The 19,376-nt window shown below is 61.6% G+C and carries 26 protein-coding genes; 9 read left to right on the top strand and 17 right to left on the bottom strand.

All coding sequences use genetic code 11. The annotated features are described in order from the left end of the window. The first annotated feature begins 152 nt into the window (after window positions 1–152). Window positions 153–1,115: a lysylphosphatidylglycerol synthase domain-containing protein gene (locus tag QWJ46_RS07040; RefSeq protein ID WP_302750072.1), complete on the top strand. Its 963-nt coding sequence runs from the start codon at window positions 153–155 to the stop codon at window positions 1,113–1,115. Here QWJ46_RS07040 and QWJ46_RS07035 read toward each other — a convergent pair. The 4 genes from QWJ46_RS07035 to QWJ46_RS07020 are packed head-to-tail and all read right to left on the bottom strand — an operon-like array spanning window position 1,083 to window position 3,419. Further along, window positions 1,083–2,324 (bottom strand): RNA polymerase sigma factor, encoded by a 1,242-nt coding sequence (locus tag QWJ46_RS07035; protein ID WP_302750070.1) that lies wholly within the window; start codon window positions 2,322–2,324, stop codon window positions 1,083–1,085. The genes QWJ46_RS07040 and QWJ46_RS07035 overlap by 33 nt on opposite strands. 10 nt (window positions 2,325–2,334) lie before the next feature. After that, complete coding sequence (locus tag QWJ46_RS07030) at window positions 2,335–2,694, bottom strand: YciI family protein (RefSeq protein ID WP_184453447.1); 360 nt, start codon at window positions 2,692–2,694, stop codon at window positions 2,335–2,337. A 2-nt stretch (window positions 2,695–2,696) separates the two neighbouring features. Beyond that, complete coding sequence (locus QWJ46_RS07025) at window positions 2,697–3,056, bottom strand: YciI family protein (protein WP_184453445.1); 360 nt, start codon at window positions 3,054–3,056, stop codon at window positions 2,697–2,699. Between the two features lie 12 nt (window positions 3,057–3,068). Beyond that, window positions 3,069–3,419 carry a YciI family protein gene (locus QWJ46_RS07020; protein WP_302750068.1) on the bottom strand — a complete coding sequence of 117 codons (351 nt, stop codon included), beginning with the start codon at window positions 3,417–3,419 and terminating at the stop codon, window positions 3,069–3,071. Between the two features lie 155 nt (window positions 3,420–3,574). Between QWJ46_RS07020 and QWJ46_RS07015 the strand changes: the two genes are divergently transcribed. After that, window positions 3,575–3,790 (top strand): hypothetical protein, encoded by a 216-nt coding sequence (locus QWJ46_RS07015; protein WP_302750066.1) that lies wholly within the window; start codon window positions 3,575–3,577, stop codon window positions 3,788–3,790. 9 nt (window positions 3,791–3,799) lie between these two features. Here the strand turns inward: QWJ46_RS07015 and amn are convergent, their stop codons facing one another. From amn to QWJ46_RS07000, 3 genes are all read right to left on the bottom strand, one after another. Beyond that, the gene (amn, locus tag QWJ46_RS07010) at window positions 3,800–5,302 is read right to left on the bottom strand and encodes an AMP nucleosidase (RefSeq protein ID WP_302750064.1); all 1,503 of its coding nucleotides are present in this window, start codon (window positions 5,300–5,302) and stop codon (window positions 3,800–3,802) included. Between the two features lie 87 nt (window positions 5,303–5,389). Next, on the bottom strand, window positions 5,390–5,569 hold the full coding sequence (locus QWJ46_RS07005; RefSeq protein WP_064809967.1) for a hypothetical protein: 180 nt from the start codon (window positions 5,567–5,569) through the stop codon (window positions 5,390–5,392). 215 nt (window positions 5,570–5,784) lie between these two features. Continuing rightward, a complete protein-coding gene (locus QWJ46_RS07000) occupies window positions 5,785–6,123 on the bottom strand; it encodes a DUF2147 domain-containing protein (RefSeq protein ID WP_085858965.1) in 339 nt (112 codons plus the stop codon). A 444-nt stretch (window positions 6,124–6,567) separates the two neighbouring features. Between QWJ46_RS07000 and QWJ46_RS06995 the strand changes: the two genes are divergently transcribed. Both QWJ46_RS06995 and QWJ46_RS06990 read left to right on the top strand, forming a co-directional pair. Further along, window positions 6,568–6,837, top strand: a complete 270-nt coding sequence (locus QWJ46_RS06995) for a sel1 repeat family protein (RefSeq protein ID WP_011424668.1) — start codon at window positions 6,568–6,570, stop codon at window positions 6,835–6,837. A gap of 236 nt (window positions 6,838–7,073) precedes the next feature. Then, a complete protein-coding gene (locus QWJ46_RS06990) occupies window positions 7,074–7,511 on the top strand; it encodes a VOC family protein (protein WP_302750058.1) in 438 nt (145 codons plus the stop codon). A gap of 61 nt (window positions 7,512–7,572) precedes the next feature. Here QWJ46_RS06990 and QWJ46_RS06985 read toward each other — a convergent pair whose 3' ends face one another. Both QWJ46_RS06985 and QWJ46_RS06980 read right to left on the bottom strand, forming a co-directional pair. Continuing rightward, the gene (locus QWJ46_RS06985; RefSeq protein WP_302750056.1) at window positions 7,573–8,685 is read right to left on the bottom strand and encodes a pyridoxal phosphate-dependent aminotransferase; all 1,113 of its coding nucleotides are present in this window, start codon (window positions 8,683–8,685) and stop codon (window positions 7,573–7,575) included. Window positions 8,686–8,855: 170 nt separating this feature from the next. Continuing rightward, complete coding sequence (locus QWJ46_RS06980; protein WP_184453433.1) at window positions 8,856–9,281, bottom strand: PilZ domain-containing protein; 426 nt, start codon at window positions 9,279–9,281, stop codon at window positions 8,856–8,858. A gap of 417 nt (window positions 9,282–9,698) precedes the next feature. Here QWJ46_RS06980 and QWJ46_RS06975 point away from each other — a divergent pair, with 417 nt between their 5' ends. Beyond that, the gene (locus tag QWJ46_RS06975; RefSeq protein ID WP_064806044.1) at window positions 9,699–10,145 is read left to right on the top strand and encodes a host attachment protein; all 447 of its coding nucleotides are present in this window, start codon (window positions 9,699–9,701) and stop codon (window positions 10,143–10,145) included. A 54-nt stretch (window positions 10,146–10,199) separates the two neighbouring features. Here QWJ46_RS06975 and QWJ46_RS06970 read toward each other — a convergent pair whose 3' ends face one another. Continuing rightward, window positions 10,200–11,066, bottom strand: a complete 867-nt coding sequence (locus QWJ46_RS06970) for a LysR family transcriptional regulator (protein ID WP_302750052.1) — start codon at window positions 11,064–11,066, stop codon at window positions 10,200–10,202. A gap of 89 nt (window positions 11,067–11,155) precedes the next feature. Between QWJ46_RS06970 and QWJ46_RS06965 the strand changes: the two genes are divergently transcribed. Then, window positions 11,156–11,404, top strand: a complete 249-nt coding sequence (locus QWJ46_RS06965; RefSeq protein ID WP_302750051.1) for a hypothetical protein — start codon at window positions 11,156–11,158, stop codon at window positions 11,402–11,404. Here the strand turns inward: QWJ46_RS06965 and QWJ46_RS06960 are convergent. Further along, window positions 11,355–11,687 carry a hypothetical protein gene (locus tag QWJ46_RS06960; protein WP_302750049.1) on the bottom strand — a complete coding sequence of 111 codons (333 nt, stop codon included), beginning with the start codon at window positions 11,685–11,687 and terminating at the stop codon, window positions 11,355–11,357. The genes QWJ46_RS06965 and QWJ46_RS06960 overlap by 50 nt on opposite strands. A 61-nt stretch (window positions 11,688–11,748) precedes the next feature. On the opposite strand from QWJ46_RS06960, the gene QWJ46_RS06955 reads away from it, so the two are divergent. The 3 genes from QWJ46_RS06955 to QWJ46_RS06945 all read left to right on the top strand — a co-directional run bounded on the left by QWJ46_RS06955 (window position 11,749) and on the right by QWJ46_RS06945 (window position 13,925). Next, window positions 11,749–11,928, top strand: a complete 180-nt coding sequence (locus QWJ46_RS06955) for a hypothetical protein (RefSeq protein ID WP_302750047.1) — start codon at window positions 11,749–11,751, stop codon at window positions 11,926–11,928. Between the two features lie 113 nt (window positions 11,929–12,041). Beyond that, on the top strand, window positions 12,042–12,476 hold the full coding sequence (locus tag QWJ46_RS06950; RefSeq protein ID WP_302750046.1) for a glyoxalase superfamily protein: 435 nt from the start codon (window positions 12,042–12,044) through the stop codon (window positions 12,474–12,476). An 84-nt stretch (window positions 12,477–12,560) separates the two neighbouring features. After that, the gene (locus QWJ46_RS06945) at window positions 12,561–13,925 is read left to right on the top strand and encodes an MATE family efflux transporter (RefSeq protein WP_302750044.1); all 1,365 of its coding nucleotides are present in this window, start codon (window positions 12,561–12,563) and stop codon (window positions 13,923–13,925) included. A gap of 45 nt (window positions 13,926–13,970) precedes the next feature. Here QWJ46_RS06945 and QWJ46_RS06940 read toward each other — a convergent pair whose 3' ends face one another. The 6 genes from QWJ46_RS06940 to iolD all read right to left on the bottom strand — a co-directional run bounded on the left by QWJ46_RS06940 (window position 13,971) and on the right by iolD (window position 19,281). Then, entirely contained in the window at window positions 13,971–14,132 is a 162-nt protein-coding gene (locus tag QWJ46_RS06940; protein ID WP_302750042.1) for a hypothetical protein, read from the bottom strand. 98 nt (window positions 14,133–14,230) lie between these two features. Next, a complete protein-coding gene (locus QWJ46_RS06935) occupies window positions 14,231–15,070 on the bottom strand; it encodes a helix-turn-helix transcriptional regulator (protein WP_302750041.1) in 840 nt (279 codons plus the stop codon). 72 nt (window positions 15,071–15,142) lie between these two features. Further along, window positions 15,143–15,364, bottom strand: coding sequence for a DUF1127 domain-containing protein (locus QWJ46_RS06930; RefSeq protein ID WP_302750039.1), 222 nt, complete (start codon window positions 15,362–15,364; stop codon window positions 15,143–15,145). 88 nt (window positions 15,365–15,452) lie between these two features. Continuing rightward, window positions 15,453–16,250 carry a 5-deoxy-glucuronate isomerase gene (gene iolB / locus QWJ46_RS06925; RefSeq protein WP_302750037.1) on the bottom strand — a complete coding sequence of 266 codons (798 nt, stop codon included), beginning with the start codon at window positions 16,248–16,250 and terminating at the stop codon, window positions 15,453–15,455. Between the two features lie 194 nt (window positions 16,251–16,444). Further along, the gene (gene iolE / locus QWJ46_RS06920) at window positions 16,445–17,362 is read right to left on the bottom strand and encodes a myo-inosose-2 dehydratase (RefSeq protein WP_302750035.1); all 918 of its coding nucleotides are present in this window, start codon (window positions 17,360–17,362) and stop codon (window positions 16,445–16,447) included. Between the two features lie 68 nt (window positions 17,363–17,430). After that, a complete protein-coding gene (iolD, locus tag QWJ46_RS06915; protein WP_302750033.1) occupies window positions 17,431–19,281 on the bottom strand; it encodes a 3D-(3,5/4)-trihydroxycyclohexane-1,2-dione acylhydrolase (decyclizing) in 1,851 nt (616 codons plus the stop codon). Between the last annotated feature and the right edge of the window lie 95 nt (window positions 19,282–19,376).

Raw genomic sequence — 19,376 nt, 5'->3', positions numbered from 1 at the left:
ATCTGTCGGTCTGCCGCGGCGGTTGTCTGCCTTTAAAGCGATCTCGCCGCCGTCGCTTCAACTCCGCCGTTGTGCCCAACCTTCATTTCTCCTAAAACGCCTGGCAATGGAGCCGAGGCTCATGCCGACGCCAAGCGAGGATTGCCTACTACATGAAGAGTTCGATCGTTGAAAGCCAGCAGTCCCAGTTTATGCGCAATCGCATGACGGCGCTGACGGTCGTAATTGTCGCAGCCTATGCGCTCTTCGTGCAATGGTTCTGGGGTTGGCCCGTCATCATCAGCCAATGGGCCGATGTCGGGGCAGGCCCGGTGATCGGCGCGCTCGTGGCGTTGACGAGCACCTATTTCCTGCGCACCTGGCGCATCTACGACTATTTTCCCAAGGAAACTGCGGGCCGGTTCGCGACCCTCTTTCGCGTCACGCAGATCCACAATCTCCTGAACATCATGCTGCCCTTCCGCACCGGCGAGACCAGCTTTCCGCTGCTGATGCGCACCGAGTTCGGCATCCCGCTGACCCGCGGAACCTCGGCGCTCCTGGTGATGCGGCTGCTCGACCTGCACGCCCTGCTGGCTGCCGCGGGTATCGGCTTTGCGCTCGCCGCGGCCGATGCACTTGTCGCATGGTCGCTTTGGGCAGTCTTCCTGCTGCTGCCGGTCGCAGCTTTCGCCGCGCGCAAGCCGCTGTTCCGGCTCGCCGCCAGGCTGTTGCCTGATAAGGCGCAGAAATTTGTCGTCGAGATCGAAAACGGTCTGCCGCTCGATGCCGCGGCCTTTGCGCGCGCCTGGGTGATGACCATCGTCAATTGGCTGGTGAAAGTGATCGTGCTCGCATGGGCGCTCGGCCTGATGGGGGTGCTGCCGATGGCGGCAAGCTTCGGCGGCGCGCTCGGCGGCGAACTCTCCTCCGTTCTGCCGGTGCACGCGCCGGGCGGCGTCGGCACCTATCCGGCCGGCATCACCGCCGGCGCCATTGCGCTCGGAGCCTCGAGCGAGCGGATGGCTCTGGCCGCGCTGGCGCAGGCAAGCGTCAATGCGCATCTCTTGATCATCGTATCGGCGCTGACAGGTACGGCGATCTCACTGCCGCTCGGGCGCCGCGGCAAGCTCTGAAATCCGTTTTCGCAGAAAGACCTGCTCCGGCTCCTGCCGGCAGAGCGACAGCGCCGTTTGATAGGCCGCGATCGCCTCTTCGGTGCGATCGAGCCTGCGCAGGAAATCGGCGCGCGCCGAATGGACGAGGTGATAGGCCTTGAGTTCCTGGCGCCCAAGAATGGCATCGATCAGATCCAGTCCCTTTGCCGGCCCTTCCGCCATGGCGATTGCAACGGCACGGTTGAGTTCCACGATCGGCGATGGCTGCGCCGCCAGCAGCAGATCGTAGTAGAACGCGATCCGCCGCCAGTTGGTCTTTTCGGCGGTCGGCGCCCTGGCGTGCTCGGCAGCGATCGCTGCCTGCACCGTATAGGCGCCGATCTCTGCCGCCCGCATCGCCTCGGCGAGCAGCGCCAGGCCTTCCGCAATTTTAGCACGGTCCCAGAGCGAGCGGTCCTGGTCGGCAAGCAGCACCAGCGACCCCTGCTCCTTGCTGCGTGCCAGGCGGCGGGAATCCTGCAGCAGCATCAGCGCCAGCAGACCGCTTGCGTCGGGATGTGGCAGCAGCGTCAGAAGCAGCCGCGCCAGCCTAATCGCCTCGGCGGTCAGGTCGGCGCGAACCACGTCTCCACCTGACGAGGCGGAATAACCCTCGTTGAAGACGAGATAGATGACGTGCAGCACCTGATCGAGCCGCTGAGGCAGTGCGTCGCGGTCCGGCACTTCGTAGGGGATCTTCGCCGACCGTATCCTGTCCTTGGCGCGCACGATCCGCTGGGCGACCGTCGGCGCCGGAACGAGAAAGGCATGGGCGATCTCTTCGGTGGTCAATCCGCAGATTTCCCGAAGCGCCATCGCCATCTGGGCATCGGAGGGGATAGCGGGATGACAGCAGGTGAAAATCAGCCGCAGCATGTCGTCTTCGATCGCTTCCATATCGCCGATCTCCGTTTCGTCGACGCTGTAGAGGCTGTCCTCGATGTGCTGCTGCGAGGCATCGAAGCGCGCTCGCCGCCGGATGGTGTCGATCGCCTTGAAACGTCCCGTTGAGACGAGCCAGGCGAACGGGTTACCGGGGATGCCATCCGTCGGCCATGTCCGGGCGGCCGCGGCAAAGGCATCCTGAAGCGCTTCCTCCGCCCGATCGAAATCTCCGAGCAGGCGGATTAGCGTCGCCAGCACCCGGCGCGAATGCTGTCGATAGAGGTCCTCGATCACCCGTTCCAAGTGCCTATCCTCACTGTGGCAGGGTGAGCGTTCTCACCGGCCGCAATTCGATCGCCCCGACCCGGACGCTTGGAATGCCCGCGACGACTTTGCGCGCCTCTTCGAGATCGGCGGCCTCGATGATGTAGATGCCGGCCAGATGTTCCTTTGTCTCGACATAGGGGCCGTCGGTCGAAGACAGAATGCCATGGCGCACTCTCAGCACCGAGGCACTGTCAGGACCTTCCAATGCATCGGAATGGATCATGATGCCTTTGTGCTCGAGCTCCTCGTCATAGCGGAAATGCGCCCTCACGAGCTCATCGCCCTCGGCCTGGCTGAGTGTGCTGTCCGCGTCGGCGGGATTATAGATGAGGCAGACGAAGCGCATGGCTATTTCCCATCCTTGATCGAATAGGCCGGCCGGATTTCGATCGATGCATATTTGAGGATCGGGAAGGTGGAAATGATCGACTGTGCTTCCGCCATATTCTTGGCCTCGATCACCACGAAGCCGCCGAGATGCTCCTTGGTTTCGGCGAAGGGACCATCTGTGGCGGCGACGGAGCCGTTGCGAACCCTAAGCGTCACGGCCTGTTCCGGCTCATAGAGCGCCAGCGCGCTCAACATATGACCGCTGTCGCGCCAGTGGTCGTCACTGACGATGCATTCCTGCGTAACGGCCTCCCACTCCTCACGGGTGACACGTTTGCTCTTTTCGGTATCGAACCAGATCTGACCCAGAAACTTCATGATATGACCTCCTCAGCCGAATTCGTGTATTGGCCGCACTTCGATAGCGCCGAGCTTAGCGAGCGGGATGCCGGCCGCAACGAGGATTGCTTCATTGAGATCCTTGGCCTCGATCAGGATGAAGCCGCCGAGCGCTTCCTTCGTCTCGGCGAAAGGACCGTCCGTCACTGACGTCTCACCGCTTCGTACCCGGACGGTCACCGCCGATGTCGGCGGCTGCAGCGCATGGGCGACGATCAGATGCCCGCTTTCGGCAAGCGCCTTGTCATAGTTGAGTGAGGCCGTGCCGAGTTCGGCCTTTTCCTCTTTCGTCCTGGCGCCGAGCACTGCGCCATCGAACCAGACCTGACAGAGATATTTCATCGCGGACAGCCTCCTTGTGCGTGTTCAACAACCCTGGACGACCGAGCCGCACGCATTTCGACAGCGGCGGAAAAAATCTTTTGTGCCGGTCCGGCGTCGAAATCGCAAGACAGCACTCGACAAGGCTTCGTCGAAACCTGTCGAGGAGAATGGCAATGAGTATTCTTGAAATCGCACTGGCAAGCCAGATCTGGGCGCGACGCCATGAGAAGCGCGCGTTGGCATTCGACGAAAGCGGTGGGCTGAAGGTCCTTCTGCGCGTCGCTTTCGTCTTCGTCGCTTTTACCATGTTGATTGCAGGGCTGAACGTTGCTGTCGGCAGGCCGCAAATGCCTGCCCAGAGTTCGGCGCCTGCCCTGACCGGCCGATGAAGAAACGGCCTATTGGAAGGCCGTTTCAAAAAAGCTGCGAAGTTTGCGCGAATGCAGCGCTTCCTTCGGCATGGCGGCCAGCTTCTGGACGGCACGGATGCCGATCTGAAGATGCTGGTTCACCTGCGTGCGGTAGAAGGCCGTCGCCATGCCAGGCAGCTTCAACTCGCCGTGCAGCGGTTTGTCGGAGACGCAGAGCAGCGTGCCGTAGGGCACACGAAAGCGGAAGCCGTTGGCGGCGATCGTGGCCGATTCCATGTCGAGCGCGATCGCGCGCGCCTGGGAGAGCCGCTTCACCGGCCCGCGCTGGTCGCGCAGTTCCCAGTTGCGGTTGTCGATCGTGCCGACTGTGCCGGTGCGCATGATGCGCTTCAGCTCGAAACCCTCGTAACCGGTGATTTCGGCCACGGCCGCTTCCAGCGCCACCTGCACTTCGGCCAGCGCCGGAATCGGCACCCAGACCGGCAGGTCGTCGTCGAGAACATGGTCCTCGCGCATATAGGCATGGGCGAGAACGTAATCGCCGAGCCGCTGGCTGTTGCGCAGGCCGGCGCAGTGGCCGAGCATCAGCCAGGCATGCGGGCGCAGCACGGCGACGTGGTCGGTGATCGTCTTGGCGTTGGAGGGGCCGACGCCGATATTGATCATGGTGATCCCGGCATGGCCCTTTTTCTTCAGATGATAGGCTGGCATCTGCGGCAGGCGGGTCAGTGTAGCATCCGTTTGCGGCACGCTCGAGCCGGGCAGGGTGACGATGTTGCCGGGCTCGACGAAGGCCGTGTAGCCATCGCCGCCCTCCGCCATCAGCTTGCGCGCCCAGCTGCAGAATTCGTCGATATAGAACTGGTAGTTCGTAAACAGAACGAAATTTTGGAAATGCTCGGCATGCGTCGCCGTATAATGCGACAGCCGGGCGAGGGAATAGTCGATGCGCTGCGCGGTGAATGGCGCAAGCGGCGAGGGCTCTCCCGGCGGCGGGATATATTCGCCGTTGGCGATCTCGTCGTCGGTGGTGTTGAGGTCGGGTGTGTCGAAGATATCGCGCATTGGAACGTCGACGAAGGCTGAGGCCGATGCTTCGACATGCGCGCCCTCGCCGAAGGCGAAGTGCAGCGGAATGGGCGTCGAGGATTCCGAGACGACGATCGGAACATTGTGGCTCCGTATCAAAAGCGACAGCTGCTCCTTCAGGTAATGCTTGAAGAGCTTCGGCCGGGTGACCGTCGTCGTGTAGATGCCGGGCGCCGTGACATGGCCGTAGGAGAGGCGCGAATCGACATGGCCGAAGCTCGTCGTCTCGATGCTGACCTGCGGATAGAAGGCGCGGTAGCGCGAGGCGATCGGAGCGCCCTGGGCAAGGTCGGTGAAGCTCTGGATCAGGAACGCCGTATTGCGTTCATAAAGCGCTGTCAGCGTCTCGACGGCCTTGGCCGGATCATCGAAACTCTCGGGCTGGAAAGGAGGCGGAGAGGATATGTCGAGGGGCGACAGAGGGGAGATTCGTTTGTTCATGACGCATTATAGAGAGTTGTTTTTGACAAGCAAACGACGCGCGCCGGCGGAATCCGATTTTTTATCTTCTCGCGAGTCTGATGCCGGTCACCGCACCGTGGGTGCGCAGAAGGTTCCGCTTCTCTCCAGGCAGGTATAGCTCGCACCGAAATGCGACTGCGTGCCGCCGCCGCCATTGTGCACGACGACCGCCGAAAATGTGACGGCGAAGATCGCCGCGAACAGCGTGATGATGGTGAAACGTCTTGCCAGAATATAGAAGTTCATCCCAGGCCCCCGATACGCAACCTAACCGTGACATGAGTTTTGCCACACCTCGGCTGAACGAGTGCTGAGATGCCGGTTCATCCGCCGTTCAGCTTGCGGGGCAGTTCGGGCGATTGCAGTGAGGATCGGCAAGCCGGAGAAGGCTTTGAGGCACGCCGGCATTTCGGCCGGCATGATTATACGTTTGGGATGATTGTTGCGTCGGCCTTAGCGCGTCAGAGCCGCGTCCAGGTCTGCGTCTTGCAGAGGATATTCATCACGCAGCCCTGCATCTTCAGTGAATTGCCGGAAATCTTTCCTGAGCCGCTATAGGTCTTGTCGGCGGCGGGGTCGGTGATCTCACCGGCATAGCTGCCGCCGGTCCCGGCGAGGGTGCCGATCTTGCGGCCGGTATATTTGCCGGTTTTCAGCGTCACGCAATAACTCCCGCCGCAGGCGGCAATCACCGCCGTTTCGCCGGAAGCCGTCTTCCACTTGCCGACGATAGGTTCCTCGGCATGGGCTGTACCCGCGATCACGGCGATAGCGCCGGCAAGAATGAGACTGCGGATCATCTTTTCCTCCTTGATGTCCTCTGACCGGTCGCAAAAATAACTGACGCGAACGTAAAGGTAAATAGAGCCGGCTGTCCGTTCGCCGCTAGCTGAACGCAGCCGAAAAGCCGACCGTAGAGCTTTTAAACCCGTCACCTGCTGATTTCATGATGAATGATCCGTTTACTTGGGAATCTGAATCTTTTGTAAAATTTGAGCGAAGATGCTTAAATCCCAGGGAATCCGATGTTTAACAAAAAACCAATTTTACCAAGCGTTTGCAGTTTGTTTGTCTCAAATTAATCATGCATTTTAGGCGTTTTTTGAAAGCCCTTTGGCATAGTCAAGCCATCAGACGAGCGGGGCCAAACCCGCCGGACCGGAAGGGCCGCAAAGCCGCGATAGACGGCAGGGTCCGAAGGTAAAACAGGGTAAGTCGTAAACAGGCTAACAGGGATAAAACCGATGGCACGCTTTGAAATGCACAATGCTGAAACGGCCACCATGGGTGGCGACAACAACAGCGCCGATGTCTTCTGCGAAATGGGTCTGATGTACGCAACCGGCCGCGGCTGCGCCGTCGATCTCGTTGCCGCCCACAAGTGGCTGAACATCGCCGCGATCAAGGGCAACGACCGCGCCGCCGAGCTTCGCGCCGACGTGGCCGCCGCTATGAACAAGATGCAGCTCGTGGAAGCACTGCGCGCTGCCCGCGAATGGATGACGGTTCACTAACGCGTCGACCGAAAATCTGAAACGATTCCGGACAGAACGATACCTCAACTCGACGTGTTGGAGCGCCGCGTGTCCAAGGACGCACGGCGCTCCAACAGACGTTCGAAATCGGAATGGCGATTTGAGCGGGTCCATGATTCAAATTTCTGAGGTTGTCGGTGTTGGGACGCCTCAGACGTCCTTCGTTAGACGAGGCAAGACCTGGTCGATTGCAACGACACCTTGGGGATCAAAACATGGCGCTCAAGCGAATGGACAATGTGGGAATCGTCGTCGAAGACCTCGGAGAGGCGATTGATTTCTTTCGCGAACTCGGCCTCGAGTTCGAAGGACGGGCAACAGTCGAAGGCGAATGGGCCGGACGTATCACCGGACTGGGCGATCAGCGTGTCGAGATTGCCATGATGCGCACACCGGACGGCCACAGCCGGCTCGAGCTCTCCCGCTTCCTGGCGCTTGATGTCGTCGCAGATCACCGGAATGCTCCGGTCAACGCCCTCGGCTACCTCCGCGTCATGTTCGCAGTGGATGACATTGACGAGACGCTTGAAAGGCTCCGCAGGCGCGGCGCGCAGCTCGTAGGGGAGGTCGTTCAATATAAGGACGCCTATCGGCTCTGCTATATCCGCGGACCTGAAGGGATTCTGATCGGCCTCGCCCAGGAACTCAGCTGACGCAATACGCAGGCAAATGCCGAAGACCTGACCATGTCGGCGATCTGGCAGAATGACAACCTCAGGCGAGCGTTTTCAGGACCTGCGGCAGCGCTTCCTCGAACAGCGCCATCTCAGCCTCCGGTCCGACGCTGACGCGGATGCAGCGATTGAGCGGCGCAACGCCCGGCATGCGGATGAAGATGCCGTGCTCCATCAGGCCATCGACGATCGCCCGCGCATGGGCGCCGTCGCGGCCGGTATCGATCGCCACGAAATTCGTCGCCGAGGGCAGCGGCTCAAGACCGTTTGCCCGGGCGATGCGGCCGATCCGCTCCCGTGCTGCATGGATTTTCCCGACCACCTCGGCCAGATAGGCCTGGTCCTTGAGCGCGGCCAGCGCTGCGGCCGTCGCCAGCCGGTTCATGCCGAAATGATTGCGGATCTTGTCGAAGGCCTGTGCCGTGCCTGAGGTCGAGATCACGTAGCCGGTGCGGGAGCCGGCAAGCCCGTAAGCCTTGGAAAAGGTGCGGGTGCGCACGATGTTCGGCAACTCGATGAGCGAAGCGATCGACGGCAGCGAATGTGCCGGCCCGGTTTCGCTATAGGCTTCGTCCAGCACCATCATCGTGGTCTCGGGCAGCGCCCGGGCGAAAGCGACAATGCTGTCGGCGTCCCACCAGCTTCCCATCGGATTGTCGGGATTGGCGAAATAGACGAGGGGCGCATTCTCGCGCCTGACCGCGTCGAGCAGCCCGTCGAGATCCTCGCGGTCGTTTGCGTAGGGGACGGTCACCAGCCGGCCGCCAAAACCGGCGACATGGAAATTGAATGTCGGATAGGCGCCGAGCGAGGTAATGACGGGCGCCCCCGGCTCGATCACCAGCCGGACGATCTGGCCGAGCAATTCGTCAATGCCGCCGGCGATGGCGATATTGGCGGCCGTCACACCAAGATGCGCGCCAAGCGCTTCCCTCAGCGCGAAATTTTCCGGGTCGTTGTATTTCCAGATGTCGCGTGCCTCTTCGCGCATCGCGGCAAGCACGGAGGGGGCCGGGCCGAAGCCGTTCTCATTGGCGCCGATGCGCGCCAGTACGGCACGTCCGCGGTGGCGTTCGATGGCCTCGGGGCCGACAAAGGGAACTGTGGAGGGCAGGGCGCTGATGAGGGGCGTGAAGCGCGAGAAGGCGGACATGCGAAAGGGGTTTCCCGGACATGTTGAAATCAGGCGCAACAATAGGCCCGGGCACGGCCAAGGCAAGCAAGATTATTCCGCAACCGCAGCAGCCCGGCCCGCCTATTCAAACGCGGCAGGGACGGCGTAGCGCTTTGAATCTCCGCCTGATTTCGTCTTCGATCGACGACTTATGCGAGACTGGCCGCCGGCCTCGTCTCGCGGAACATCGGTGCACGCCGGGCGTCGATCGCTTCCATATTGCCGACAAGGAAATCGGCGCGCACGACGCGGCGCAGAACCTCGGGGTCCAGGAGGTTGATGAACCTTACGCCGATGCGTTCCTTATTGCGATAGACCTCGGCACAGCCGATGCGATAGGCCAGGCCGAGAATGTTGAGATAATAATGTTTCGGCAGACCGGCGGTGGTCGAGACGATGAAGGTCGCACCGCCTTGCGATATGTCGATGATCTCGGCGCTTCGCATCGAGACGCCGGTGAGGCACGGCCGGACGGCGACGATACGGGCCGGGCGCTTGACGTTGAACTCTTCCCAGCGCAGGTCGTAAATGGCGGACTTGACCGTTGCAAGGTGTGTGGCGCGGAGCATAGTCATCTTACATTCTCCGTCAGGCAGGGCACAATTGGGGGTTCTTGCTCTGGAGCAAGCTGATCTTGCTTCAGCCACGGTCACATGAATGTTTTGCACATTCGTCAAATATAAAAAGACAATTTTAACGAGTTCAAATTTTGTTTCCATGCGGGACGCCGAACGTTCACAATCGGCACGCAGACTGTGCTGCCAAAACGCATTACGGACTGTGCCCCGACCGATTTCGGCGCAGTTTTCCCGAACTCTTTCAATGGCCGGGCGTTCTGCCTGAAGCATGTCGCGCAAAAGTGTCAGCGGTTTTGCGGTAATGACATGCGTAAAAACAAACACCGAAAGCGTAAGGAGCGAATCTGAAAGATTGCGACGCGCTTTCGATCGATGAAGCGAGGGCGCTTCGATGACGACAGCGAGGAGTTGAAGATGACCGACATCAGAATCCCCGGGAAATCATGGGTCGTAGTCTGCAATGGAGCCAAGGCCCTGATCATGCAGAATGCCGGCGATGCCCAGCTGATGAACCTGAAGGTGTTGGAAACCCTGACGCAGCCGAACGAGCCCGATCGCGAGCTCGGCACCGACAAGCCTGGCCGCAGCCATGCCGCTGATGGATGGAGCCGCAGCGCTGTCGAAGAGACCAGCTGGCAGGAGCAGGCCGAAGCGCAATTTCTGAAGCACGTGGCGGAGCGAATGGACGAGCTGACCCAGGCAAAGGACGCGCGCCGTATCGTCCTCATCGCGCCGCCGAAGGCGCTCGGCACCCTCCGGCCGGCGCTGAGCGCCGAGACGCAGGCGGCGATATCGGCGGAATTGGCGAAGGACTATACCAATCTGCCGATCGATGAGATCGAACGGCATCTCGCCGCGTGATGAAACCAACCGGTGAGCTAACGCGGGCCCGTTGGCCCGCGTTTCTTGTGCGCTTCAGACCGACGGTCTCTCTCCGGCAAACAGATCTTCATGATCGGCAAACAGTGTGGCCAGGCGATCGATGACCGTCCTGACTTCCGGCCTTTGCCGCTCGTCGTCATGCGCGACGATCCACATCTCGTAGGTCAATTCATCGATGACAGGCCCGGCGCGGACGAGCTTGCGCTCCTGGTCGCCGATGAAACAGGGCAGCACGCCGCGGCCGGCGCCGCCTCGGATCAGGTAAAAGAGCATATGCGGCGTGTTGGTCCAGCTGGTGATCCAATAATCCGGCTGTTCGAAAGTCCACTTGTCCGCCGGTGTGATGGCGATGTCCGTTCCGAGTGAGATCCAGTTGCAATTTGTCTCGTCATAATCGGCCGCCTGATAAACCGCATGCGCCACCTTGACTGAACGGCGGATCGCGACGTTGCCGCTGTCCGGCCGGCTGTGGCGAATGGCGATATGCGCCTCGCGATAGGTGAAATCGACACTCGCGTCACGGGTCTTGTAGCACATGCGAAAGCAGTCTTTCGGCGTCCAGACGCTGGCCAGGTGGTCGGCAATGAAGCGCGACGTCCAGCTGTCGACAACCGTCGACACAATCGGCAGCGTCAGAACCTCACCGCGCCAGTCGGAGATCGCCCGCGCCGCATCCTGCATCAGCCGGACGCGATCGAGCAGCTCCTGGCCGTCCTTGGCAAGCAGGTAGCCTGTGGGGCCGCGGTTGAACAGCGACCGGCCGGTCACCCGTTCGAGCCCCAGCATGCGCCGGCCGATCGTCGGCGCACTGAGCCCCGTCCGCGCCGCCGCCGCCGAAAGCCCGCCGCCGGTCGCGACATGGAAGAAAAGCTGCAGATCGTCCCAGCTCGCCTCTTTCATGGATGAAAACCCCCTTTCCTCCATGCCTCTACATAGCGGGCGCGTGAAGGCCTAGCTCAACTACTCCAGCAATAGATGGAGGATAGGCAATGCTTCTCAACTGGGTAGTTCTCTTCAACGAAGTCGCGTCCCGCAATTACCGGATGCGCCGCGATCCCATGGCCGATCCGCTCGATGGCCCGGAATGGCGCGGACTTCTCTGGATCATACCGATCATCGCGCATCTCTCGGCAAGAAGAGGCGAGACGAGGAGGCTGCGCCCCGATCGGGCGGCAACTGGAGGCGGCCTCAGTTTTCGAAGCTCAGTCGTAGCACGTGGTGGAGGAATTCCGGATTGAGCAGCATGTTGAAGCTGATCGTCACCAGTTCGTCTTCGCGCTTGACCAAGGTGGCGCCGATTTCGTCATGGATGCCGAGTATCTCGAGAAAGAAATGACTCGGCATCTCCAGGCTTGGACTGACTTCCAGCACCGCGCCGGCAAGTGTGATCGTGCGGATCAGGCAGCGTACCTGCGTACCGGTGCTGAGGTGGTGGCCGACGAAGATGATATTGCCCGGCCTGTCGAGATTGAATTCCCGGTAAGCACGTTCCGGCTTGGGGTGTTCTGTGTCGAGGTGCATCTGAAAGGCCCTTTTAGCCTCCGCTCATCGTAGGCAGAGAATAATGCAAGAGTGCTGACGATTGCTGAAGATCATCGCTAAGATTGAAGGCTGTTGCCAAGAATCGCTGGAAATCGCACCGATTTCGGCCAGATCTGCTCCAAATTCGCGCAATTCCGCGGGCAGCCGCGTCATTCTTGACATGCAGACGGCGATCGCGCATACAAAACCCCGGTTCGAGGCACCGGCCGCTCGCGGATGAAAATCCATGGTGAAGCCCTCGCGATCATGGTCACGGCCCCTTGTGCATGCTGACTGACGGCAATGCGAGCTCCCATTGACAGTCGAAGAGCATGCCTTGCGAAGGCTCACTCCATGACGACCTATCCCGGCATTGAAGAACTGAAGGCCCAGGCTAAGCGCCTGCGCCAGGCGATGAACGATCGCGGCACCGCGCTGACCCACAGTGCGGCCTTGGAAATGATCGCCCGCCAGCATGGCGTGCGTGACTGGAACACGCTGGCCGCTCTGGCGGCAAAGCCCAATGCGGCTGCGAAGACGCCGCTCTTCGTCGGCGCCCATATTCGCGGCCGCTATCTCAATCAGCCGTTCACTGGCGAAATCATCTCGCTTTCGGCCCTGCCGGGCGGCCTCCACCGGATCACCATCCATTTCGACGAAGCGCTTGACGTGGTCACCTTCGAGAGCTTTTCAGCCTTTCGGCGGCGCGTGACTGCGCAGATCGATGGCGACGGCGTCTCCCCCAGGAAGACCTCGAACGGCGTGCCTCATCTGGTGCTCGATCTCTGATTTGCTCCTCATCCTTTCCAGGCTGCCCGCATGCGCTTTGTTCAAGCCGCAGCGGATGTCGCCCGATATCGCACGGATTTCCCCATGACCAATCCTTCCAAAGGCAATGCTTTCCTCACCGGCTGGCTGCCGGGCGTATTCATCAGGACTGCGGCGCCGATCGTCGCGATCACCACCGTCAACGGCCTCTTTGCTGTCGTCGACGCCTATTTCCTGGGCGCCTATGTCGGCCCCGATGCGCTCTCAGCCGTCAGCCTGATCTTCCCAGGGCTTATGCTGCTGGTCGCCGTGCAATCGCTCGTCTCGAACGGCATGGGAAGCATCCTCGCCCGTCGGCTCGGTGCCGGCGATCGCCAGGGCGCGCGCCGGGTATTTTCCGGCGCCCATACGCTGGCGCTCGCCGTCATTGTGATCCTCATCATAGTCTACTGGGGCCTCGGCGGGCGGATCATCGATGCCGCCGCCGGCAACACCGCCGTGGCCGAGGGCGCCATGCTTTTCATGGGCGCGATGATCGCCTCGACGCCAGTGAGTTTTCTCCTGTCACTGCATCTCGATGGGCTGCGCTGTGAAGGCAGGATCGGTTTCATGACGGCGGTCACGGCCTCGGCCTCGCTGCTCAACATCCTCGCCAACTGGCTGTTCATGGCAGTGATGCATTGGGGCGTGCTCGGTTCGGCCGCAGGCTCCATCGCTTCGCAATTCGTCTGTCTCGCCGCCGTGCTCGTCTATCGCTGGCGCCGGCCGGCGACGCTCAGGCCTTCTCCCACATTCGCCCTTGTCGAATGGCGCGGCATCGTCGCCTTGGGCGCGCCCATGAGCCTCGGTTTCATCGGCATATCGCTTGCCTCGGCCGCGATTCTGGTCAACGTCTCGCTCTGGAGCACGCGTGATTATACCGCCACCATTGCCGCCTACGGCATCATCACCCGTATCCTGACCTTCACCTATCTGCCGCTGCTTGGTCTCAGCATCGCCCTGCAGACGATCGCCGGCAACAATCACGGCGCCGGCCTTGGGTTGCGCGTCGGCCGCAGCCTGCAGATCGCCATGCTCTCGGCGCTGGTCTATTGCAGCCTGGTGGAGATCACGGTGGAACTGCTGGCTGGTCGCATCGGCGCCGCCTTCGTCGGCGATCCCGCCATTATCGCCGAGGTCAGGCGAATTCTGCCCTGGACGATCGGCGCCTATTTTCTGTTCGGGCAGATGCTGATCCTGTCGTCCTATTTCCAGTCGATCGGCGATGCGCCGCGCGCGGCGATCTTCGGTCTGTCGCGACCCTATCTTCTCACCCTGCCTCTCACCTTCCTGCTGCCCTTCGTCTTCGGCGAGCAGGGAATCTGGATGGTGCCTGTTTTTGCCGAGGCAGGCATGGTGGTGCTTGCCCTGCTGGTGCTGTCTGAGAATGCCAGGCGCCGCGGCTGGCGATACGGGCTTCTGCCCGCCTGAGACGTGGAAGCCGCGCTTCCTGGCGCGGCCTCTGTCGATTGCCCTCTATTCCTTGCTGCTCTGAGCGGCCGACGTCGACGCTTCCGCCTCGTTGAGCGCCTCGGCGCATTCCTGACAGCAGACTTCGACGGTCTTGCCGCCGAGCTTGACGGTGATGGTCTCGGCGCCGAGTTCGCAGTCGCAGGCAGCGCATGTGGTCTTCTTCATCGGGTAATCCTCAATTGATCGTCCCCGGATCGGGACAGCGTCATAAGAGCATCGAAGACCGCATCACCGCTGTCGAAAACTTTAGCGATCAATCGGGATTAGGGTCGGCGCCGCAGTTGCGCCGAGCGCTGAAATTCGGCCGGAGTCTGACCGAAGGCCTGTTTGAAAGAAGCGCTGAAATGACTGTGGCTGGAAAAACCGAGATCGAGGCCGAGTGAGGTCAGATCGTCATACTGGCCGAGCAGATCGAGCGCCCGGGCAAGCCGCAGCCTCAGCTGATAGCGATAGAGCGGCGTGGCCTCGACCTGCTGGAAGACCTGGGTGAGGTAAACAGGGGAAACGCCGACTTCCCAAGCGATTTCCGCGAGCGTCCAGCGTCGCGCGAGATCGGAGGAAAGCACCAGCTTTGCCCGGTCGACGAGTTTCTGCCGGCCGAGGCTGGCGCCGGCCGCATGCGAGGTGCGCTCGCCGAGCGAGCGGCGAACCAGCGTCAGGGCCAGCGTTTCCGCCTCGAGCGTTTCGGCGACGTTGCGCCTGAGACCGTGGCGCAGCAGGGCGACCAGCGCCTGCGCGCGAGGGTCGATCCGCCGGCGCTGGCGGCGGAAGGAAAAGGCCGGGCCGGGCTGGGCCTGCTCCTTCGGCGCCAGCTCTTCCAGCATGGATTCGTCGATCGACAGGTCGATGCAGCCGTCGCCGCCCGCGATCGGATGGCTGATCCGATAGCCCTGACCGGCATTGAAGAACAGCACCTGATTGGCTTCAGCCACCGTATCCGTGCGGCCGACATGGCGCATAAAGACGCCGCGATAGGGATAGACGAGGCTTGTCTTGTGAGCACATTCCTCGTCGCTCTTGTGGCGGCACTCGCCATTGCAGACGACGTCACGAATGGTGACGGTCTTGGTTTTCAGGAGCAGAGCTGTTGAAAACTGCGACATTGTATCGTCCGGTTCAGGCAGGCAGCCCGACAAGGCTGCGCTGGGGCACAGTACCACAGTGAGTCTGATGTTTCAGTAGCGGCAGTAAACGTGCACGTCGCTTTCTGTCTGCCCCCGGGAGAGGCCGACATCCTTCAACTGATCGTCGGAAAGTTCCATCAGCGCATTGTAGTTGCGCCGTTCGCTGATCTTGCGCCCCAGCCAGCGGACTGCTGTGGCCGCTGCAGAAAGAAGTCCGGGCCGCCGCGAAGAGCGGATATTGCCGGCCGGTATCGTGAAATGCGAGCTGTGCATGATGATCCTCCATCCTCATTGGACGGAGGCAGTGAACCATCACCGACAGTTTGGCGCTGTCAGATTATTTAGCGATCGAGCGCGGCCTTCATGCCTTCAGCAGCCATTCGTGCTCGGCGGCATTGTGGAATTTCCAGATCCGCTTCGGCCCGGCCATGACATTGAGATAATAAAGATCATAGCCATGCGTTGCGGCGCAGGGATGATAGCCCTTCGGCACCAGCGTCACGTCGCCGTCCTCGATCGCCATCGCCTCGTCGAGCGAGCGGTCGTCGGTGTAGACGCGCTGGAAACCGAAACCCTGCGGCGGGTTGAGGCGGTGGTAGTAAGTCTCCTCCAGGAAGCTCTCGTTCGGGAGGTCGTCCTGATCGTGTTTGTGCGGCGGATAGGAGGAGGTATGGCCACCTGGCGTGATCACCTCGACGACGAGCAGCGAATGCGCCGAATTATCGTCCTCAGGCATGATGTTGTTGACGTAGCGCACATTCGTGCCCTTGCCGCGCGTCACCTGCGGATGCGTGCCGGGCGGGATCGCCTTTGCCTCATAGCCGCCGCCGCCGGGCGCCGAGCAGACAGCGAGCTCCAGATCGGTCTCCGCCGTGACCGACCATGTCGAGCCCATCGGGATATAAAGCGCATGCGGAGCCCCGTCGAAGGGGTTCATCCGCTCGCCGAGCGTCCCGAAATCCTTCGAGCCGGCCGACGCCTTGCCCTTGCCGGTCACCCAGACCAGGCAGACCTCGCGCTCGCCGGTTTCCCCAGAAACGGTCTCACCCGGTTTGATCCGATGCAGATCGAAGCCGACATAGGTCCAGCCGGCGTTCTCCGGGGTGACATGCGTCACGCGGCCATGCGTGCCGGATGGTTTCACCTTGAGGTTTGGCATTGGTTTTTCCTTCTTTACCTGGAAAATTCCCCTCCCCAACCCCTCCCCACAAGGGGGAGGGGCTAACCTGCCGTGCCGTCTCGCCCATATACGGCGTTCCCTCTTGCGGAGTGGCCGCTATCTGGTGCGGGGCGGTGCCTCAAGTTAAGTCCCTCCCCCTTGTGGGGAGGGGGTGGGGAGGGGTTTTTGTTCGGTTACCCCTTCGGGTAGCCTTCCGTTTCCACAGTATAGCCTGCCGCCGTCATCACCCGCATCAGTTCGGCATGGCCGATCTCGGCCATCTTCTGCGGCGGCGCCTTGCGCGGATCCTGTTCGGCCTCGACGACGAACCAGCCTTCATAGCCGTGGTCGGCGAAACGCTGGACGATGGCGCCGAAATCGAGCGAGCCGTCGCCCGGCACGGTGAAGGCGCCAAGCGCCACGGCGTCGAGGAAGGACTGGCGGCTGCGGTCGAGCCCGTCCACCACCGACTTGCGGATATCCTTGACGTGGACGTGGTTGATGCGGGCGTGGTGATTGTCGATGGCGCGCAGCACATCGCCTCCGGCAAAGGCCAGATGCCCGGCGTCGAGCAACAGCGGAATACCTTCACCCGAATTGTGCATGAAAGCGTCGAGTTCCGGCTCGGTTTCGACGACGGCGGCCATGTGGTGGTGATAGGAGAGCGGCATGCCCTGCTCGGCGCACCATTCGCCGAATTCGGTGACGCGGCGCGCATAGGCCTTCATCTCGTCGTCGGAAAGGCGCGGCTTGGTGGCGAGCGGCTTGGACCGATCGCCCTGGATGGAACGGCCGACTTCGCCATAGACGATGCAGGGCGCGTTGACCGCCTTGAACAGCTCGATCATCGGCGCGATGCGGTCCTTGTTGGCCGCAAGCTCTTCATTGACAAGCGTGCCGGAGAACCAGCCGCCGCATAGCGTCACGTCGGCTGCGCGCAGGATCGGCAGCATTTCTTCCGGGTTGCTGGGGAAGCGGCGGCCTTGTTCCATGCCGGTGAAACCGGCACTGCGCGATTGCCGCAGGCATTCTTCGAGGGACACATCGTCGCTAAGCTCAGGAAGGTCGTCGTTCCACCATGCGATGGGCGACATGCCGAGTTTGGCCTTCATCAATATTCTCCTTAAAGACATGGCGGAGGAGCGGGTCCGCTCCTCCGGAAAAATGGGGCTAACTTGTTTCAGCCAATGCGCTGGGAGCCGCGGGCTTCGACATAACCCTTGCGCGCCTTGTTGACCTCTTCGCGCGGGCTGACTTCCGGCACCGCGACATCCCACCAGTGGCCGCCGGCCTCAGTGGTGATCAAGGGATCGGTGTCGATGACGAAGACGGACGTGCGATCGTTCTTCTTCGAATCGACAATCGCCTGCTCGAGTTCGGCGATGGAACTGACCTTGACAGCCATGGCGCCCATGCTTTCGGCATGCGCGCGAAAATCGATCTCCGGCATCACCTCGTGATAGGAGTCCTTGAGCAGATTGTTAAAGTTGGCGCCGCCGGTTCCCATCTGCAGCCGGTTGATGCAGCCATAGCCGCGATTGTCGAGCACGACGATGTTGAGTTTGACCCCAACCATGACGGAGGTCGCAATCTCGGAGTTCATCATCATATAGGAACCGTCGCCGACCATGACGACGACATCCCGTTCGGGGCGCGCCATCTTGGCGCCGAGCCCGCCGGCGATCTCGTAGCCCATGCAGGAGAAGCCGTATTCCATGTGATAACTGCCGGGCGCCGTCGCCGGCCAGAGCTTGTGCAGCTCGCCTGGCAGACCGCCTGCGGCGCAAAGCACCGTCGTGTTCTCGCCGCCGAGCGTGCGCGCCACCGCGCCGATCACCTGCGCATCGGAGGGCAGGGCGGTGTTGGTCGCCGCCATAGCCTTGGTGACAGCCTCCATCCAGATTTTCTTTTCCGCCGTTGCCTTCTCGGCAAGTGCTGCCGGCGCCTTCCAGCCGGAAAGGCCTGCCGAAAGCGCCTTCAGCCCTTCGCGGGCATCGGCCACCACAGGGTGGCTGTCGTGCTTCACCGCGTCATAGGCGGCGATGTTGAGGCCGACCATCTTCAGGCTGTCGTTCTTGAAGAGCGCCCAGGAACCGGTCGTGAAATCCTGGCAGCGCGTGCCGACGGCGATGACGAGATCCGTCTCTTCGGCGATCGCGTTCGCCGCCGATGTGCCCGTGACGCCGACCGAGCCGAGCGCCAGCGGATGGGTCTCGTTGATCGACGACTTGCCGGCCTGGGTGACGACGACGGGGATGGCATGGGCTTCGGCGAAGGCCGCGAGTTCCTTCGTAGCCTGCGAATAAAGCACGCCGCCGCCGGCGACGATCACCGGCTTCTCAGACGCCTTGATCAGCGCGATGGCATTTGCCAGCTCGTCCGCATCCGGCTGCGGCCGGCGGGTCGTCCAGACCTTTTCTTCGAATAGGCTTGCCGGATAATCGAAGGCCTCGGCCTGAACGTCCTGGCAGAGCGACAGCGTCACCGGCCCGCAATCGAGCGGATCGGTCAGCACCTGCATGGCCCGCTTCAGCGCCGTGATGATCTGCTCCGGGCGGGTGATTCGGTCGAAATAGCGCGAAACCGGGCGGAAGGCATCATTGGCGGAAACCGTGCCGTCGCCGAAATCCTCGATCTGCTGCAGCACCGGGTCGGGCGCGCGGTTGGCGAAGACGTCGCCAGGGAGAAAGAGAACCGGAATGCGGTTGACATGCGCGACGCCTGCGGCCGTCACCATATTCAGCGCGCCTGGGCCGATCGAGGTGGTGCAAGCCATGAAGCGCGTGCGGAAATTCGCCTTGGCATAGGCAATCGCAGCATGCGCCATGCCCTGTTCATTGTGGGCGCGATAGGTCGTCAATTCCCCGCGCACCTGGTAGAGCGCCTCGCCGATACCAGCGACGTTGCCGTGACCGAAGATCGCCCAGACGCCGCCGAAGATCGGCACCTTTTTGCCGTCGACAACCGTCATCTGTACTTTCAGGAAATGCGCGACGGCCTGCGCCATCGTCAACCGTATCGTCTTGCCCATCGGGGCCTCCCGCAATCTTCGCTCTAGTTGGTTTCCCCTCCCCAACCCCTCCCCACAAGGGGGAGGGGCTAACTCGTGTGGCTCACCGCATTTCA

The sequence above is a fragment of the Rhizobium sp. CBN3 genome, assembly GCF_030518245.1.
In the GTDB taxonomy this organism is placed as follows: Bacteria; Pseudomonadota; Alphaproteobacteria; order Rhizobiales; family Rhizobiaceae; genus Rhizobium; species Rhizobium aethiopicum_A.
Note: the sequence above shows the minus strand (reverse complement) of the source record. Positions and strands in the feature narration are given on the sequence as shown.

Bases quoted from the DNA above. Each gene is read 5' to 3' on its own strand.
- QWJ46_RS07040 (WP_302750072.1), top strand. From the start codon at position 153: ATGAAGAGTTCGATCGTTGAAAGCCAGCAGTCCCAGTTTATGCGCAAT.
- QWJ46_RS07030 (WP_184453447.1), bottom strand. From the start codon at position 2,694: ATGCGCTTCGTCTGCCTCATCTATAATCCCGCCGACGCGGACAGCACA.
- QWJ46_RS07025 (WP_184453445.1), bottom strand. From the start codon at position 3,056: ATGAAGTTTCTGGGTCAGATCTGGTTCGATACCGAAAAGAGCAAACGT.
- QWJ46_RS07020 (WP_302750068.1), bottom strand. From the start codon at position 3,419: ATGAAATATCTCTGTCAGGTCTGGTTCGATGGCGCAGTGCTCGGCGCC.
- QWJ46_RS07015 (WP_302750066.1), top strand. From the start codon at position 3,575: ATGAGTATTCTTGAAATCGCACTGGCAAGCCAGATCTGGGCGCGACGC.
- amn (WP_302750064.1), bottom strand. From the start codon at position 5,302: ATGAACAAACGAATCTCCCCTCTGTCGCCCCTCGACATATCCTCTCCG.
- QWJ46_RS07005 (WP_064809967.1), bottom strand. From the start codon at position 5,569: ATGAACTTCTATATTCTGGCAAGACGTTTCACCATCATCACGCTGTTC.
- QWJ46_RS07000 (WP_085858965.1), bottom strand. From the start codon at position 6,123: ATGATCCGCAGTCTCATTCTTGCCGGCGCTATCGCCGTGATCGCGGGT.
- QWJ46_RS06995 (WP_011424668.1), top strand. From the start codon at position 6,568: ATGGCACGCTTTGAAATGCACAATGCTGAAACGGCCACCATGGGTGGC.
- QWJ46_RS06990 (WP_302750058.1), top strand. From the start codon at position 7,074: ATGGCGCTCAAGCGAATGGACAATGTGGGAATCGTCGTCGAAGACCTC.
- QWJ46_RS06985 (WP_302750056.1), bottom strand. From the start codon at position 8,685: ATGTCCGCCTTCTCGCGCTTCACGCCCCTCATCAGCGCCCTGCCCTCC.
- QWJ46_RS06980 (WP_184453433.1), bottom strand. From the start codon at position 9,281: ATGACTATGCTCCGCGCCACACACCTTGCAACGGTCAAGTCCGCCATT.
- QWJ46_RS06975 (WP_064806044.1), top strand. From the start codon at position 9,699: ATGACCGACATCAGAATCCCCGGGAAATCATGGGTCGTAGTCTGCAAT.
- QWJ46_RS06970 (WP_302750052.1), bottom strand. From the start codon at position 11,066: ATGAAAGAGGCGAGCTGGGACGATCTGCAGCTTTTCTTCCATGTCGCG.
- QWJ46_RS06965 (WP_302750051.1), top strand. From the start codon at position 11,156: ATGCTTCTCAACTGGGTAGTTCTCTTCAACGAAGTCGCGTCCCGCAAT.
- QWJ46_RS06960 (WP_302750049.1), bottom strand. From the start codon at position 11,687: ATGCACCTCGACACAGAACACCCCAAGCCGGAACGTGCTTACCGGGAA.
- QWJ46_RS06950 (WP_302750046.1), top strand. From the start codon at position 12,042: ATGACGACCTATCCCGGCATTGAAGAACTGAAGGCCCAGGCTAAGCGC.
- QWJ46_RS06945 (WP_302750044.1), top strand. From the start codon at position 12,561: ATGACCAATCCTTCCAAAGGCAATGCTTTCCTCACCGGCTGGCTGCCG.
- QWJ46_RS06940 (WP_302750042.1), bottom strand. From the start codon at position 14,132: ATGAAGAAGACCACATGCGCTGCCTGCGACTGCGAACTCGGCGCCGAG.
- QWJ46_RS06935 (WP_302750041.1), bottom strand. From the start codon at position 15,070: ATGTCGCAGTTTTCAACAGCTCTGCTCCTGAAAACCAAGACCGTCACC.
- QWJ46_RS06930 (WP_302750039.1), bottom strand. From the start codon at position 15,364: ATGCACAGCTCGCATTTCACGATACCGGCCGGCAATATCCGCTCTTCG.
- iolB (WP_302750037.1), bottom strand. From the start codon at position 16,250: ATGCCAAACCTCAAGGTGAAACCATCCGGCACGCATGGCCGCGTGACG.
- iolE (WP_302750035.1), bottom strand. From the start codon at position 17,362: ATGAAGGCCAAACTCGGCATGTCGCCCATCGCATGGTGGAACGACGAC.
- iolD (WP_302750033.1), bottom strand. From the start codon at position 19,281: ATGGGCAAGACGATACGGTTGACGATGGCGCAGGCCGTCGCGCATTTC.